General features: G+C 71.9%; 15 protein-coding genes. 5 read left to right on the forward strand and 10 right to left on the reverse strand.

The features are described 5' to 3' along the window. Nucleotides 1-17: 17 nt before the first annotated feature. The 3 genes from KKZ08_RS35035 to KKZ08_RS35045 are packed head-to-tail and all read right to left on the reverse strand — an operon-like array spanning nucleotide 18 to nucleotide 1,997. Nucleotides 18-1,064, reverse strand: a complete 1,047-nt coding sequence (locus KKZ08_RS35035; protein WP_223778256.1) for an iron-containing redox enzyme family protein — start codon at nucleotides 1,062-1,064, stop codon at nucleotides 18-20. Continuing rightward, entirely contained in the window at nucleotides 1,061-1,318 is a 258-nt protein-coding gene (locus KKZ08_RS35040; protein WP_223778257.1) for a CDGSH iron-sulfur domain-containing protein, read from the reverse strand. The genes KKZ08_RS35035 and KKZ08_RS35040 overlap by 4 nt, the downstream gene beginning before the upstream one ends. Next, nucleotides 1,302-1,997 carry a HemK2/MTQ2 family protein methyltransferase gene (locus tag KKZ08_RS35045; RefSeq protein ID WP_223778258.1) on the reverse strand — a complete coding sequence of 232 codons (696 nt, stop codon included), beginning with the start codon at nucleotides 1,995-1,997 and terminating at the stop codon, nucleotides 1,302-1,304. Before KKZ08_RS35045 ends, KKZ08_RS35040 begins: the two co-directional genes overlap by 17 nt. Before the next feature lie 228 nt (nucleotides 1,998-2,225). Here KKZ08_RS35045 and KKZ08_RS35050 point away from each other — a divergent pair, with 228 nt between their 5' ends. Next, a complete protein-coding gene (locus KKZ08_RS35050; RefSeq protein WP_223778259.1) occupies nucleotides 2,226-3,404 on the forward strand; it encodes a 4-hydroxybenzoate 3-monooxygenase in 1,179 nt (392 codons plus the stop codon). 43 nt (nucleotides 3,405-3,447) lie between these two features. Here the strand turns inward: KKZ08_RS35050 and KKZ08_RS35055 are convergent, their stop codons facing one another. After that, nucleotides 3,448-3,969: a DUF6328 family protein gene (locus KKZ08_RS35055; RefSeq protein ID WP_223778260.1), complete on the reverse strand. Its 522-nt coding sequence runs from the start codon at nucleotides 3,967-3,969 to the stop codon at nucleotides 3,448-3,450. Between the two features lie 163 nt (nucleotides 3,970-4,132). Here KKZ08_RS35055 and KKZ08_RS35060 point away from each other — a divergent pair, with 163 nt between their 5' ends. Beyond that, complete coding sequence (locus KKZ08_RS35060) at nucleotides 4,133-4,360, forward strand: DUF5133 domain-containing protein (protein ID WP_223778261.1); 228 nt, start codon at nucleotides 4,133-4,135, stop codon at nucleotides 4,358-4,360. A gap of 37 nt (nucleotides 4,361-4,397) precedes the next feature. Here KKZ08_RS35060 and KKZ08_RS35065 read toward each other — a convergent pair whose 3' ends face one another. The 3 genes from KKZ08_RS35065 to KKZ08_RS35075 all read right to left on the reverse strand — a co-directional run bounded on the left by KKZ08_RS35065 (nucleotide 4,398) and on the right by KKZ08_RS35075 (nucleotide 6,990). Next, nucleotides 4,398-5,795, reverse strand: a complete 1,398-nt coding sequence (locus KKZ08_RS35065; protein ID WP_223778262.1) for an NADP-dependent succinic semialdehyde dehydrogenase — start codon at nucleotides 5,793-5,795, stop codon at nucleotides 4,398-4,400. A 166-nt stretch (nucleotides 5,796-5,961) separates the two neighbouring features. After that, the gene (locus tag KKZ08_RS35070; RefSeq protein ID WP_205036042.1) at nucleotides 5,962-6,378 is read right to left on the reverse strand and encodes a CBS domain-containing protein; all 417 of its coding nucleotides are present in this window, start codon (nucleotides 6,376-6,378) and stop codon (nucleotides 5,962-5,964) included. 132 nt (nucleotides 6,379-6,510) lie between these two features. Beyond that, nucleotides 6,511-6,990, reverse strand: coding sequence for a nuclear transport factor 2 family protein (locus tag KKZ08_RS35075; protein ID WP_223778263.1), 480 nt, complete (start codon nucleotides 6,988-6,990; stop codon nucleotides 6,511-6,513). A gap of 145 nt (nucleotides 6,991-7,135) precedes the next feature. Here KKZ08_RS35075 and KKZ08_RS35080 point away from each other — a divergent pair, with 145 nt between their 5' ends. Beyond that, nucleotides 7,136-7,687: a TetR/AcrR family transcriptional regulator gene (locus KKZ08_RS35080; RefSeq protein WP_223778264.1), complete on the forward strand. Its 552-nt coding sequence runs from the start codon at nucleotides 7,136-7,138 to the stop codon at nucleotides 7,685-7,687. Between the two features lie 29 nt (nucleotides 7,688-7,716). After that, complete coding sequence (locus KKZ08_RS35085) at nucleotides 7,717-8,154, forward strand: nitroreductase family deazaflavin-dependent oxidoreductase (RefSeq protein ID WP_223778265.1); 438 nt, start codon at nucleotides 7,717-7,719, stop codon at nucleotides 8,152-8,154. Between the two features lie 40 nt (nucleotides 8,155-8,194). Here KKZ08_RS35085 and KKZ08_RS35090 read toward each other — a convergent pair whose 3' ends face one another. After that, nucleotides 8,195-9,085, reverse strand: a complete 891-nt coding sequence (locus tag KKZ08_RS35090) for a glycoside hydrolase family 19 protein (RefSeq protein WP_223778266.1) — start codon at nucleotides 9,083-9,085, stop codon at nucleotides 8,195-8,197. 254 nt (nucleotides 9,086-9,339) lie between these two features. Here KKZ08_RS35090 and KKZ08_RS35095 point away from each other — a divergent pair, with 254 nt between their 5' ends. Continuing rightward, nucleotides 9,340-10,197: a GNAT family N-acetyltransferase gene (locus KKZ08_RS35095; protein ID WP_223778267.1), complete on the forward strand. Its 858-nt coding sequence runs from the start codon at nucleotides 9,340-9,342 to the stop codon at nucleotides 10,195-10,197. 122 nt (nucleotides 10,198-10,319) lie between these two features. Here the strand turns inward: KKZ08_RS35095 and KKZ08_RS35100 are convergent, their stop codons facing one another. Both KKZ08_RS35100 and KKZ08_RS35105 read right to left on the reverse strand, forming a co-directional pair. Further along, complete coding sequence (locus tag KKZ08_RS35100; RefSeq protein ID WP_223778268.1) at nucleotides 10,320-10,511, reverse strand: antitoxin; 192 nt, start codon at nucleotides 10,509-10,511, stop codon at nucleotides 10,320-10,322. A 91-nt stretch (nucleotides 10,512-10,602) separates the two neighbouring features. Further along, nucleotides 10,603-12,918, reverse strand: a complete 2,316-nt coding sequence (locus KKZ08_RS35105; RefSeq protein ID WP_223778269.1) for a glycoside hydrolase family 3 N-terminal domain-containing protein — start codon at nucleotides 12,916-12,918, stop codon at nucleotides 10,603-10,605. Nucleotides 12,919-13,030: the final 112 nt, after the last annotated feature.

The following is a 13,030-nucleotide window of genomic DNA, read 5'->3' on the forward strand; positions in this document are numbered from 1 at the left end:
GCGGGCGGGCGAACGGCTCACTCGGCCGGTGCGCTCGGACCGAGCGCACCGGGCAGCGGCACACGCAGCGCAGGGCGTCCCTGCCGCCAGTGCTCCAGAAGGCGCGCGCCGAGACGGTCCTCCAGGAAGCCGGTGGCCCGGACACCGAAGGCCACATCGGCGTCCAGCGCGGGCTCCGCGCTCAGCAGTCCGCCGACCACGTCGCGGCGCACCACCTGCTCGTGCACGGCGTCCGCCTCCACGTGCTCGTCGTAGAACCGCTGGGCGGCAGGCCCCGCGCCGGCTCGCCGCAGGGCATTGGCCAGCCGTCGCGAACCGGGCGACGAGGTCACCTCGACAGCCGCGAAGTGGCCGACCAGCGCGCCGCGCAGGGCGCGGTGCAGACCGAAGAGCGACATGAGATTGACGGAGGCGAGGGCCTCGGCGGGAGCCGCGTCGGCGTAGTGGCCGTACGCCGTCTCCAGGCCCAGATCGGCCATCAGGTCGGCGAAGAGCCGGGCGTGGATCTCCTCCGCACGCCCCGCGCCGAACTCGTCGAACTCGATGGCCACCATGGCCGCCTTGGCCCGGCCGTGCAGCCGGGGGATGACCCAGGCGTGCGGATCGGCCTCCTTCAGGTGGTAGAGGGAGCGCAGCGCCGCGTACTCCCTGAGCTCCCACAGCTCCCCGTCGCGCTGGAGATGGTGGCTGACGCTCGACTCGTCGTGCCCGACGGGCTCCACCAGCAGCGCGGCCAGGGCCTCTTCGGCGCTCTGGTCGGACGGCACATCGGCCCGCAGGGCCGTCAGGAACCGCTGCTCCAGCGTGTGGCGCAGGGCAAGCAGCGCGGGATCCCACTCCCGCTCGTCGGGCACACCCTGGAAGCCCTGGTAGTGGAGTTCGTAGAGGATGTACAGCGCCAGCTGGAGGTCGTCGCCGTACGGGTCGGCGCGCTCCGCCTGCTGCTGTCGCGGCGTCGCGACGGGCCCGTCGTACAGCAGCGCGGCGGCGACGGCGTCGGACAGATCGCCGCGCGGGGCCGGGAGTTCGGGGCTGTGGAGGCGGGACTCGACAAAGACCGTCATGACGAGGTGTCCGTTTCCTGGTCCTGGCGACCCGCCGTACGCGCCCGCCCGCCGTCGGGCTTGACCCGGCGGCGGTGACTGGTGTCGCACCAGGGGTACGTACGGCTGCGGCGGCACGTGCAGATCGCGACGGCGAAGCGCCGCGAGGTGTGGACGGCGCCGTCGTCCCCGACCACCTCGACCGGACCCTCCACCAGGAGTGGGCCCTCGGGGTCGATCGTGACGCGGCGCGGCTGTTCAGCGGAGTTCGGCACGGATGACCACCAGCTCCTCGCGGTTGTCGTCCTCGCCGAGGAGACCGCGCCGGCGCAGCCAGCCCCTGCGGGATCGCAGCACGGGCCCGAACGGGATGAACTCCCGGTCCGATACCTCGGCCCGCATGCCGAGCTTCGCGAGCCGGTCGAGCGTGGCGTCGGCGTCGCACAGCGCGGAGTGCACCATCAGCAGGACGCCGCCCGGGCGCAGGGCGCGGGGCGCGGCGTCGCAGACACGGTCCACGAGGGCCCGCCCGGCGGGGCCGCCGTCCCACGCCCGCGCCGCGCCGCGCCGGGGCAGCCGCGGAGAAGGAGACGGCACGTAGGGCGGGTTGCTGACCACGAGGTCGTAGGGGCCCTTCGGCAGCGCGGTCCGCAGGTCGCCGTGGCGCACGGTGACCGACTGCCCGGCCAGGCGCGCGTTGAGGCGCGCGGTCAGCACCGCTCGCCAGGAGATGTCGACCGCCGTGACCCGCGCGCCCCGGCGGGCCGCCGCGACGGCGAGTGCTCCGGTGCCGGTGCCCAGGTCCAGGACGGAAGTGCCCTCGTCGATGCCCTCGCGGTGCAGGGCACGGGTCAGGAGTTCGGTGTCGTACTGGGGCGCGTACACCCCGGGCGGGGCGAGCAGATGTGCCGGACGGACCGGCGGCGGCATCGACGTCCGCGTCTGCGTGGTCATGCGGCATCTCCCGTCTGTGGGAACTCCACGAGGGGCGTTCCTCCCTCCACACTCCGCCGGTTCGTCATCGGTCACCACTTGAGGCGTCACAGGTGGTGACGTGTCGCGAACAGCGCGGATCGCTTCCTGCGTCTGTCCTGACCCAGGGTGCCCGCCCGCCGGTGATCCACACCTGCGCGTGCGGGACCCGGTCCTGCCTGCTCGGAGCGGGGCCGCCATACTCTGCGCATGCCCGTCGTCATCGTGGGGGCCGGTCCCGCCGGCCTCACCGTCGCCAACATCCTGCGCGCCGCCTCCGTGGAGTGCGTGGTCCTGGAGACGGAGAGCAGGGAGTTCATCGAACAGCGGCCCCGCGCGGGATTCCTGGAGGAGTGGGCGGTACGCGCCCTGGAACTGCGCGGGCTGGCCGACCGGCTCCTCGCGCGGGCGCAGGCGCACAGCGAGTGCGAGTTCCGCGGCGCGGGGCGGCGCCACCGCTTCCGCTACGGCGAGCTGTCCGGGCACCGCCACTTCGTCTACCCCCAGCCCCTGCTGGTCACGGACCTGGTGCGGGCCTACGCCGACGAAGCGGGAGGCGACATCAGGTTCGGCGTACGCGACGTCGCCCTGCACGGCATCGACACCGACCGCCCGTCGGTGGCGTACACGGACCCCGCGACGGGGGAGCGCGTACGGATCGACTGCGACGCCGTCGCGGGATGCGACGGCGCGCGCGGTGTGACACGTGCCTGCCTGCCCGCCGAGCACGTCACGGTCGCCCGCCGCGACTACGGCATCGGCTGGCTGGCGCTGCTCGCCGAGGCGCCGCCCTCATCGGAGCGCGTCGTCTTCGGCCTCCACCCCCGCGGCTTCGCCGCCCACATGGCGCGCAGTCCCGAGGTCACCCGCTACTACCTGCAATGCCCGCCCGGCGACGACCCGGCGACCTGGCGGCACGAGCGCGTCTGGGCCGAGCTGCACCAGCGGCTGGCCGCCGACGGCGCGCCGCCGCTCGTCGAGGGGCGGCTCATCGAGAAGCGCGTCCTGGACATGCACAACTACGTCGTGGAACCCATGGCGTACGGGCGCCTGTACCTCGCGGGAGACGCCGCCCACCTCACCGCGCCGATCGCCGCGAAGGGCATGAACCTCGCCCTGCACGACGCGCTGCTCCTCGGCGACGCGCTCGTCGCGTACGTCGGGGAAGGGGACGAGCGCGGGTTGCGGGGCTACTCGGCGGCCGCCTTGCGGCGGGTGTGGGAGTACCAGGAGTTCTCCCAGTGGTTCGCGGACCTCCTGCACGGAGCCTCATCCGGTGACCCCTTCGCGGCGGGGATCGCGGACGCCCGGCTGCGCAGGCTGTTCGATTCGCCGGCCGCTGCGGTCGCCTTCGCGGAGCTCTACATCGGCAAGGTGTCCGTCGGCTGACGCCCCGCTGCCGCGAGGCGCGAGGGGCAGGGGGGTACGCCGGTCAGTCCGCCGACGTGTGCCGGTACCGCGCCCAGGCGGGCAGCACGAACCAGCACAGCAGGTACCAGGCGACGACACCGGCCACCAGCCACGGCACCACGGTGTCGTCGGTGGCGATCCGCAGCACCAGCAGCAGCGCCGCCGTCGACGTGCCGAGCAGCAGGATCAGGCCGGCCAGGGTCAGACGCGACGCCCACACCACCGCCTGCGGCTTGATCTGGCGGCCCGAGACGATGCGGTGGAAGGAGACGGGGCCGATGAGGGCTCCCGTGGCCGTCGAACCGAGGATCACGGTCACGACGTAGATCTTCTGGTCGGTGTCGCCCAGCTCCGCGTAGCGCGGGGTGAAGACCACGGTGAGGAGGAAGCCGAACAGGATCTGCACCCCGGTCTGGGCCACCCGCACTTCCTGGATCAGCTCGGTCCAGCGGCGGTCGGCGCGCTCGCTCTCCGTCTCGCGGCGGTCGTCGTCCGTGTCTTCTGCTCCGGCCCCGCCCCGGGGCTTGCCGTCCGACGTGTTCACGCCACCGAGTCTGCCCACGAACCGCGGAAACAACAATTCGGAAGCGACCGCCGGCCACGGCGATTGATCATGGCAATTGATCGCGACTTCGCTGATTCGACCGTGTGAGGCGGGGCAGGCGGGCCTTGAGTGAACGTCGGACCCGAACCTCAGGGAGGACCTCGTGCTGCTGGCACACCCCGCCGTGCTGGAAGACCTGGTGGAGCGCTACAAGGCCCTGGCGGTGCTCCGTGCCGACCAGGGGGATGCCGCGGCCCGGCAGGAGTTCGAGGACGTCGCGTACAGCCTCTGCCTGGCCACCGGTACCAGCGACGTCGACGCGGCGCTCGTGGCGGCCAGCCACCGGCTGCCGGGAGCGAGGGTCACGGACGACTCGCTGCTGTCCGCGTGACTCCTGTGACCCCTTCTCGTGCCGGGGCCTGCCGGGCCTACTCCGCCGGGCCGTGCCAGACCGTCGTGGCGTTGCAGAACTCGCGGATGCCGTGGCCCGAGAGCTCCCGCCCGTAGCCGGAGCGCTTGACGCCGCCGAACGGCAGGCCGGGGTGGGAGGCGGTCATGCCGTTGAAGAAGACACCGCCCGCCTGGAGGTCCCGTACGCAGCGCGCGATGTCGGCCTCGTCGCGGGTCCACACGTTCGAACTCAGTCCGAACGGCGTGTCGTTGGCGAGCGCCACGGCCTCGTCCAGGTCGTCCACGCGGTAGAGCGTGGCCACCGGACCGAACGTCTCCTCGCGGTGGATCCGCATCCGCGGGGTGATGTCCGCGAGGACGGTGGGGGCGTAGAACCAGCCCCGCTCCTGCTCCTTGGGGCGCTGCCCGCCGCAGAGCGCGGTCGCGCCGTGGGCCACCGCGTCGTCGACGAGTTCCTCCAGGTCGGCGCGGCCCCGTTCGCTGGAGAGCGGGCCCACGTCGGTCTCCTCGCTCAGCGGGTCGCCGACGGTCAACTTCCGCATTCCCGCGACGAAACGCTCGCGGAAGGCCTCGTAGACGTCGGCGTGCACGATGAAGCGCTTGGCGGCGATGCAGGACTGGCCGTTGTTCTGCACCCGGGCGGTCACCGCGGTCTTCGCGGCTTGCTCGACGTCGGCGCTCGGCAGCACCAGGTACGGGTCGCTGCCGCCCAGTTCCAGGACGGTCTTCTTGATCTCGTCGCCCGCCACGGACGCCACCGCGCGGCCGGCGGGCTCGCTGCCGGTCAGCGTCGCGGCGGCCACCCGGTGGTCCCGCAGGATGTCCTCGATGGCGTCCGAGCCGACGAGCAGCGTCTGGAAGCAGCCCTCGGGGAAGCCGGCCCGGCGGAAGAGGTCCTCCAGGTACAGCGCCGTCCGCGGCACGTTCGAGGCGTGCTTGAGCAGGCCGACGTTGCCCGCCATGAGCGCGGGGGCGGCGAAGCGGACGACCTGCCAGAGCGGGAAGTTCCACGGCATCACGGCGAGCACGACCCCGAGCGGGCGGTAGTGGACGACCGCCCGGGACGCCCCGGAGTCCCTCACGTCGGCCTCGGCGGGGTGCTCGTCCGCGAGGAGGCCCTCGGCGTGGTCGGCGTACCAGCGCATGGCCTTGACGCACTTCGCCGCCTCGGCCCTCGCGGCCTTGATCGGCTTGCCCATCTCCGTGGTCATGGTGCGGGCGATGCTCTCGGTGTCCTCCTCCAGCAGCTCCGCGGCCCGGCGCAGGAGGCGTGAGCGTTCCCCGAAGCTCGTGGTGCGGTGGTGGCCGTACGCGGCGTGGGCCGCCGCCAGTCGGCGTTCGATCTCCGCGGGCGCGATCGGCTCGAAGGTTTCGAGCGTCTCGCCGGTGGCGGGGTTGACCGTGGCGATGGGCATGCCGTTCCTCCTGGTGACGCCTGGCGCGGCCGGGCTGGTGCGGTGGGGGCGGGGGCGGCGGCCCGCCGCCGTTCCACCCTAGGTCGGCGCATGCGCGGGGGCATGCGGAGAGGCGGAGCGCGCCGCCCGGGGGGGTCGCGCGCTCCGCCCCGGGCGGCGCGTGCCGTCAGTCGGTGGAGAGGGCCTCCAGGAGCTGTCCGGCCTTGGGGTCGGAGAGCGCGCGGGCCGCGTCGGCGAGCGCCACCATGCCCACGAGGGTGTGGCCGTCGATCACGGGCAGCCGGCGGACCTTGTGACTCGTCATGGTCGCGAAGACCTCGTCGACGCTGTCGTCCGCGCCGATCGTCACGGCCTCGCTCTGCGCGAGCTCCTTCACCAGGACCTTGGCGGGGTCCTTCCCCTTGCCGAGGACCTTGACCACGATGTCCCGGTCGGTGATGACGCCCTTGAGGCGGTCGTCGGTGCCGCAGATGGGCAGGGCGCCGACGCCGAGTTCGGTGAGTTTCGTGGCCGCCTGGGTGACGGTCTCCTCGGCTCCGGCACACTCGGCGCCCGGCGTCATGATGTCGCGTGCGGTGGTCACGTGGACCTCCTTGGCGGTCGATGGGCGGTCGGGCCTGGTGACCCAGGCCGTCGTCGTCGACCGGGTGCCCCGCACGGGGGGAGATGACACACGGCCGCCCGGGTCCGTTCGCCCGGCCGGTCCGTGCGTCGTTCACAGGCCGAGTTCGGTGAGGCCCGGGTGGTCGTCGGGGCGGCGGCCGAGCGGCCAGTGGTACAGCCGGTCGGACTCCTGGATGGGGAGGTCGTTGATGGAGGCGTGGCGGGCGCGCATCAGGCCGTCGGCGTCGAACTGCCAGTTCTCGTTGCCGTACGAGCGGTACCACTGGCCGGAGTCGTCGCGCCACTCGTACGCGAAGCGCACCGCGATGCGGTCGTCGGAGTGCGCCCACACCTCTTTGATCAGGCGGTATTCGAGCTCGCGGGCCCACTTGCGGGACAGGAGGGCGACGATGGCGTCGCGCCCGGTGACGAACTCGGCGCGGTTGCGCCAGTGGGAGTCCTCGCTGTAGGCGAGGGCGACCTTCTCGGGGTCGCGGCTGTTCCAGCCGTCCTCGGCGAGACGGACCTTCTCGACGGCCGACCGGTGGCTGAAGGGCGGGACGGGCGGGCGAGGGGTGGAGGGTGTGGTCATGGCTTCCTTTCGTGGGGCGTCACCTTAGCGAGAACGATCGTTCTCGCACAATGGCGGCGGGGGGCGAAAGGCGCGTAGTAGGCTGAGAGAACGTTCGTTCTCGACCTGTTCTCGCCCCGTTCTCGACCGACCCGTCGGAGACCCCATGGATCACGCCGAAGCCGAGGCCCGGCTCCTCGACGCCGCGGAGAAGCTGTTCTACGAACGCGGCGTCCAGGCGGTCGGCATGGATCAGGTCCGCACGGCCTCGGGCGTCTCGCTCAAGCGGCTCTACCAGGTCTTCCCGTCCAAGTCGGAGCTGGTCCGCGCCTGTCTCGACCGCCACGACCGCCGCTGGCGGGCACGGCTCGCCGCCCATGTGGAGGGCTGCCCCGCGGGCCGGGAGCGGGTCCTCGCGGTCTACGACTGGCTGTACGAGTGGTTCACCGAACCGGACTTCAGGGGCTGTGCCTTCATCAACGCCTACGGAGAGCTGGGCGCCGTCGATCAGGCGGTCGCCGACACCGTCAGGGCGCACAAGAGCGCGTTCCACGACTACCTCGCCGGTCTTGTGGCATCAGCGGGCGGGTCCGAACGCGCCGTCGCCCCGCTGGTCCTCCTCGCGGAGGGGGCCATGACGGCCGCCGCGATCTCCGGCTCACCCGAACCGGCACGTCAAGCCCGCCTCGGTGCCGCCCAGTTGCTGGCCGCGCCGTAAGCTCCGTCCTTTCGGCATATGGAGGGGTGATGGCGAAGACGTATCGCATGAACGCCGGCACACGTGTGATCAATCGCGTGTTCCACACGATGACGCGGCTCGGGGTCGGCAAGGGCTACCGCTACAACCTGACGGTGCGCGGCAGGAAGACCGGCCGTTCCTACTCCACGCCGGTCGATGTGATGTCGGACGGCGACGAGCGCTGGCTCGTCGCTGCCTACGGGGTGAGCGACTGGGTGCGCAACGCCCGCGCGGCCGGGCAGGTGGGACTCGGCAGGGGTGGCAGGTCGCGGACGCACAAGGTGGTCGAGCTCGGGCCCGAGGAGAGCGTGCCGGTGCTGCGGCAGTATCTGCGGGAAGTGCCCGTCACCCGGGCCTACTTCGACGTGACCGGCGAGTCGTCCGACGAGGAGTTCGCCGCCGAGGCGGCACGCCATCCGGTGTTCCGGTTGGAGCCGCTGACGTGAAGTGCCGGGCGGGCCTGCCGCGCAGGCCCGCCCGCGGGGATCAGCAGCTCAGGTTCGCGCCGGTCGTGGTGCCGAGGATCTGTGTGAACGCCTTGTACTTGTCGATGCGGCTCTGGACCTGGGCGGGGTTGCCGCCGTTGCACTCCAGGGTGCCGTTGATCGCGCGGATGGTCTCACCGAAACCGGCGCCGTTGACCATCGCGTTGTGCGGGGTCATGGTGCCCGGGCCGCTCTGGGTGTTCCAGTACCAAAGGCCCGTCTGCCAGGCGATGGCCGGGTTCTGCTCCACCAGGTAAGGGTTGTTGAGCAGGTCGATGCCGAGCGCGTCGCCCGCCGCCTTGTAGTTGAAGTTCCAGCTCAGCTGGATCGGGCCGCGGCCGTAGTAGGCGGCCTGTCCGGCGGGGCAGCCGTAGGGCTGGGTCTTGTCGCAGTAGTGGGGGTAGTTGTTCTGGTTCTGCTCGACGACGTGGACCAGGCCGCCCGTCTCGTGGCTGACGTTGGCGAGGAACGCCGCGGCCTCCTGGCGCTTGACGGTGTCGCTGCCGGTGTTCGCGAAGCCCGGGTAGGCCTTGAGCGCGTCGGTCAGGCCCTTGTACGTGTAGAACGAATTCCGGTTCGGGAACATCTGGTTGAACTGGGCCTCGCTGACGACGAAGCCGGACGGGTCGGGGTTGCCCGGACCCGTGCCGCCACCGCAGGTGCCCTGGTCCGCCCAGACGTCGGAGCGGCCCGGTGTCTCGTTCTGGGTCCACCACTTGGCGGTCCAGTTGTGTCCGTTGTACGAGGCGGACTTGCCGCCGGTGTAGACGGTCGAGGAGCTCCAGGGCGAGGCGCACTCGGCGGCGGACGCCGTGGTAGCGGCCGGGCCCAGGACGATCAGCGCGCCGACCGCCGCCAGTGCGGCCGCGAGGCTGGTGAGGCGTTTGAGCATGCGACATCTCCTAACGGGCGGGGCGGGGGATGGGCCCGCGCCGCCATGGGGGATGTCGGTGACTCAAGCGAAAATGGTCTGAACCTGTCAAGGTCTAGACCAGGTTGGGAAGGTAAAACCTCGAACGAATCCCTGCCGTGCCCGCTAGGGAACCGGCACTACGTGGGCATCGGCCAAGGCGGGCTCGGGCAGGATGCATCCGGTGCGTGCGCTTTTCTCTCTGCGCACCATGTCGGTTCGAGAAGGGTGCGGCGATGACGGATACGGCCCCCGGGCGGCTCGCGATCTCACGGGCGACGCTCGACGACTGGCGTGTGGTGACCGGGTGGGCGGCGGACGAGGGCTGGAACCCGGGACTCGGCGACGCCCCCTCGTTCTTCGCGCAGGACCCCGAAGGGTTCTTCGTGGGACGCCTCGACGGCGAGCCCGTCTCCGCGGTCTCCGTCGTCAACTACGGGCGGGACTACGCGTTCCTCGGCTTCTACCTCGTCCGCCCCGACCAGCGAGGCCGCGGCTTCGGCCTCGCCACGTGGCAGGCCGGCCTCGCGCACGCCGACGGCCGGACGGTGGGCCTGGACGGTGTCCCCGGCCAGCAGGACAACTACCGCCGCTCCGGCTTCGCCCGGGAATACGGCACGCTGCGCTACATCGGCCCGCTGTCGGCGGTGGGGGCGCCCGACCGGCACGTACGCCCCGTCGAGGCGGCGGGCCTGCGGGCGCTTCTCGCGTACGACGGAGCGTGCCTGCCCGCCGACCGGCCGCGCTTCTTGGAGTCCTGGCTCGCCGCCCCCGGCCACCGCGCCCTCGCCCGCATCGTCGACGGCAGGCTGACGGGGTACGGCGTGCTGCGGCCGGGCCGCGACGCCCTGCGCGTCGGGCCGCTGTTCGCGGACACCCGCGCCGACGCCGAGGCGCTCCTGGACGCGCTGGTCGCCGAGGCGGACGGCGGACCGGTCGCGATGGACGTGCCCGAGTCCAACGCCGAGGCCGTCGCGCTGGCCGAGGCACGCGGCATGAAGCCGACCTTCGACACGGCCCGTATGTACACCGGGCCCATCAGGGAGTTCGCGCAGGAGCGGGTCTTCGGGGTCACCACGCTCGAACTGGGCTAGCGGCCCTGGGGCCGCGGCCGCTCATGAACGCTTGAGCGCCACGGGCCGGGCGTGTATGCCCTGGCCCGTGGCGCTCAGGCGTTCATATCGGTCGCAGCCGCTTCAGGCGGCGGCCGCGCGCGTCACTGCCGCGGAGGCTCGTGGCCCTGATCCCCGCCGAACTGTCCCCTGAGCTTCTCCTGAGCCGTGTCGACCTGACCCTGGTACTTGCCCTGGGTCTTGCCGTCGACGAAGTCGCCGGCCTTGTCGATGCCCTGGCCGGCCTTGTCCTCGTGACCCTTGAGCATCTGCTTGAGCTTGTCCATCACAGACATCGTCGGCCTCCTAGGTGTGAGCCGTTCTTCTCAGCATGGAGGCTCGTCCGGCTCACCGCATCTCGCCCCCATCGGGTGCTCGTCTTCTCCGTCAGGTGATCGTCAGCCTCCGCCTGGCCGTGGCCCGCGAGCTGCTGCCCACGTAGAGATCGACCGCGCCCTCCTCGACGCGGAACTCCCCGTCCGGCGCGTTCGTCCAGAAGCCGAGGTCGTCGGCGCTGATCCGGAAGCGGACCGTCCGGGACTCGCCGGGCCCCAGCGTCACCCGCCGGAAGCCGCGCAGCCTGCGTACCGGCTGGGTGATGCTCGCGGTGACGTCATGGACGTACAGCTGGACGACCTCGTCGCCCGCCCGGTCCCCGGTGTTGGTGACGGCCACCGAGACCTCCAGGGTGTCGCCCCGGCGCAGCGCGTGCGCCGCGATCCGGTCGCGGCTCAGCTTCGGCTCGCCGGTCTCGAACGTCGTGTAGCTCAGGCCGTGGCCGAACGGGAACTGCGGGTCCGGGGGCAGGTCCAGGTACTTCGACGAGTACTTGTTGTCCGCGTCGTAGGGGCGGCCCGTCGACTCGTGGTTGTAGTGGACCGGGATCTGGCCGACCGCGCGCGGGAACGACACGGGCAGCTTGCCGCCGGGCACGACCTTGCCGAACAGCACGTCGGCGATGGCGTTCCCCGCCTCAAGGCCCGGATGCCAGGCCTCCAGGACGGCGGGGGCCGAGTCCAGCCAGCCGCCCATGGTCAGCGGGCGGCCGTTGACGAGGACGACCACGAACGGCTTCCCCGTCGCGGCGACGGCCGCCACCAGCTTCCCCTGCCCGCCGGGCAGACCGATGTCGCCGCGCGCCGCCGCCTCGCCACTCATCGCGGGCGGCTCCCCGACCACCACCACCGTCACCTCGGCGGCCCCCGCCGCGGCCACCGCCTTCCCCATGCCACCGGTGTCCTCGCCCCCGGGACCCACACCTCGGGCGTACGTCACCTTCGCGCCCGGAGCCGCGCGCCGGACGGCGCCCAGGACCTTCACCGAGGGGTACTTCTTCACGGCCGCCGGAAAGGACCAGGTGCCGAGGAGGTCGTCGGAGTCGCCGAACGGGCCGACGACCGCGATGGACCGGACGGACGGCTTCAGGGGCAGCACCTTCTGCTTGCTCTTCGCGTGCTCCTCGTTCTTCAGGAGGACCATCGAGCGCGCGGCGGTCTCGCGAGCCGCCTCGCGCGCGGCGGCGGTCGGCCCGTCGACGGCGTCGCCCTCGTCGACGTACGGATCGTCGAAGAGCCCGAGGTCGAACTTGAGGCGCAGGATGCGGGCGACCGCGTCGTCGAGCCGGTCCCCGCTGATCTTCCCCTCGCGCAGCAGCTTCTTGCCGTACGTGAGCAGGTGCGTGCTGGTCATCTCCATGTCGACGCCCGCGTTGAGGGCGAGGCGGGCCGCCGCCGCGCCGTCCTCGGCGAAGCCGTGCGGGATCAGCTCCTGGACACCGCTCCAGTCACTGACGACGACACCGTCGAAGCCCCACTCCTTCTTCAGGATGTCGGTCAGCGTGTGGGAGTTGCCGTGCGCCGGGACGCCGCTGATGGTGTTGAAGGAGGCCATCACCGTCGCCGCACCGGCCTCCAGCGCCGCCTTGAACGGCGGCAGGTAGAGATTGCGCAGGCGCGACTCCGAGACGTCCACGGTGTTGTAGTCGCGCCCGCCCTCCGCGCCGCCGTAGGCGACGAAGTGCTTGGCGCAGGCGGCGACGCGGTCCTTCGCGCCGTACGCCGCCGAGCCGTCCGAGCCGTCTTCGCCCCGCTCGCCCTGGTAGCCCGCCACCTTCGCCGCGGCGAACGCCGCCGTCAGATACGGGTCCTCGCCGTTGCCCTCGGCGATACGGCCCCAGCGCGGCTCGTGGGTCACGTCCATCATCGGCGAGAACGTCCAGTGCACGCCGTTCGAACGTGCCTCCTTCGCCGAGACCTCGCCGTCCTTCCGCGCCACTTCCGGGTCGAAGCTCGCTGCCTGCGCCAGCGGGATCGGGAACGTCGTCCAGAAGCCGTGGATGACGTCGAGCCCGAACACCAGCGGGATCCCGAGCCGGGACTCCTCGACGGCGATGCGCTGGAGGGCGTTGGTGGCCTTCGCGCCGAAGATGCTCAGGACGGACCCGAGCCGGCCCGCGCGCGCCGCGTCCTCGGCCTTCCTGACGGCCTCGGACGCGCCGCCGCCGGGGCCCGTGTCCCAGCCCCACGGCAGCTGCTGGAGCTGCCCCAGTTTCTCTTCGACAGTCATACGGTCCAGCAGCCGCCGGACGCGAGGGTCGTGCGGGTCGGCGGCCGCCCCCGCTGCTCCGGCGGCGCCCACCGCGCCTCCCGTGGCCGCCGTAGCGCCGATCGCGGACAGCAGAGTACGCCTTCGTACATCACGCATGCGTTCGCCTTCTCACCTCGGGGCGGGGGTTAACTTCTGTGGTGGCCACAAGAGTTGAAGCGAAAGTACGTTCCTGATACACGCGGGTCAACAGACGCGGCAGGGGCGGAAG

It is taken from the genome of Streptomyces sp. 135, from assembly GCF_020026305.1.
Taxonomy (GTDB): domain Bacteria; phylum Actinomycetota; class Actinomycetes; order Streptomycetales; family Streptomycetaceae; genus Streptomyces.

Excerpts from the sequence above, each read along its gene's own strand:
- KKZ08_RS35050 (WP_223778259.1), top strand. The coding sequence starts at position 2,226 with ATGCCCGTCGTCATCGTGGGGGCCGGTCCCGCCGGCCTCACCGTCGCC.
- KKZ08_RS35080 (WP_223778264.1), top strand. The coding sequence starts at position 7,136 with ATGGATCACGCCGAAGCCGAGGCCCGGCTCCTCGACGCCGCGGAGAAG.
- KKZ08_RS35065 (WP_223778262.1), bottom strand. The coding sequence starts at position 5,795 with ATGCCCATCGCCACGGTCAACCCCGCCACCGGCGAGACGCTCGAAACC.
- KKZ08_RS35075 (WP_223778263.1), bottom strand. The coding sequence starts at position 6,990 with ATGACCACACCCTCCACCCCTCGCCCGCCCGTCCCGCCCTTCAGCCAC.
- KKZ08_RS35045 (WP_223778258.1), bottom strand. The coding sequence starts at position 1,997 with ATGACCACGCAGACGCGGACGTCGATGCCGCCGCCGGTCCGTCCGGCA.
- KKZ08_RS35035 (WP_223778256.1), bottom strand. The coding sequence starts at position 1,064 with ATGACGGTCTTTGTCGAGTCCCGCCTCCACAGCCCCGAACTCCCGGCC.
- KKZ08_RS35085 (WP_223778265.1), top strand. The coding sequence starts at position 7,717 with ATGGCGAAGACGTATCGCATGAACGCCGGCACACGTGTGATCAATCGC.
- KKZ08_RS35100 (WP_223778268.1), bottom strand. The coding sequence starts at position 10,511 with ATGTCTGTGATGGACAAGCTCAAGCAGATGCTCAAGGGTCACGAGGAC.
- KKZ08_RS35090 (WP_223778266.1), bottom strand. The coding sequence starts at position 9,085 with ATGCTCAAACGCCTCACCAGCCTCGCGGCCGCACTGGCGGCGGTCGGC.
- KKZ08_RS35105 (WP_223778269.1), bottom strand. The coding sequence starts at position 12,918 with ATGCGTGATGTACGAAGGCGTACTCTGCTGTCCGCGATCGGCGCTACG.
- KKZ08_RS35095 (WP_223778267.1), top strand. The coding sequence starts at position 9,340 with ATGACGGATACGGCCCCCGGGCGGCTCGCGATCTCACGGGCGACGCTC.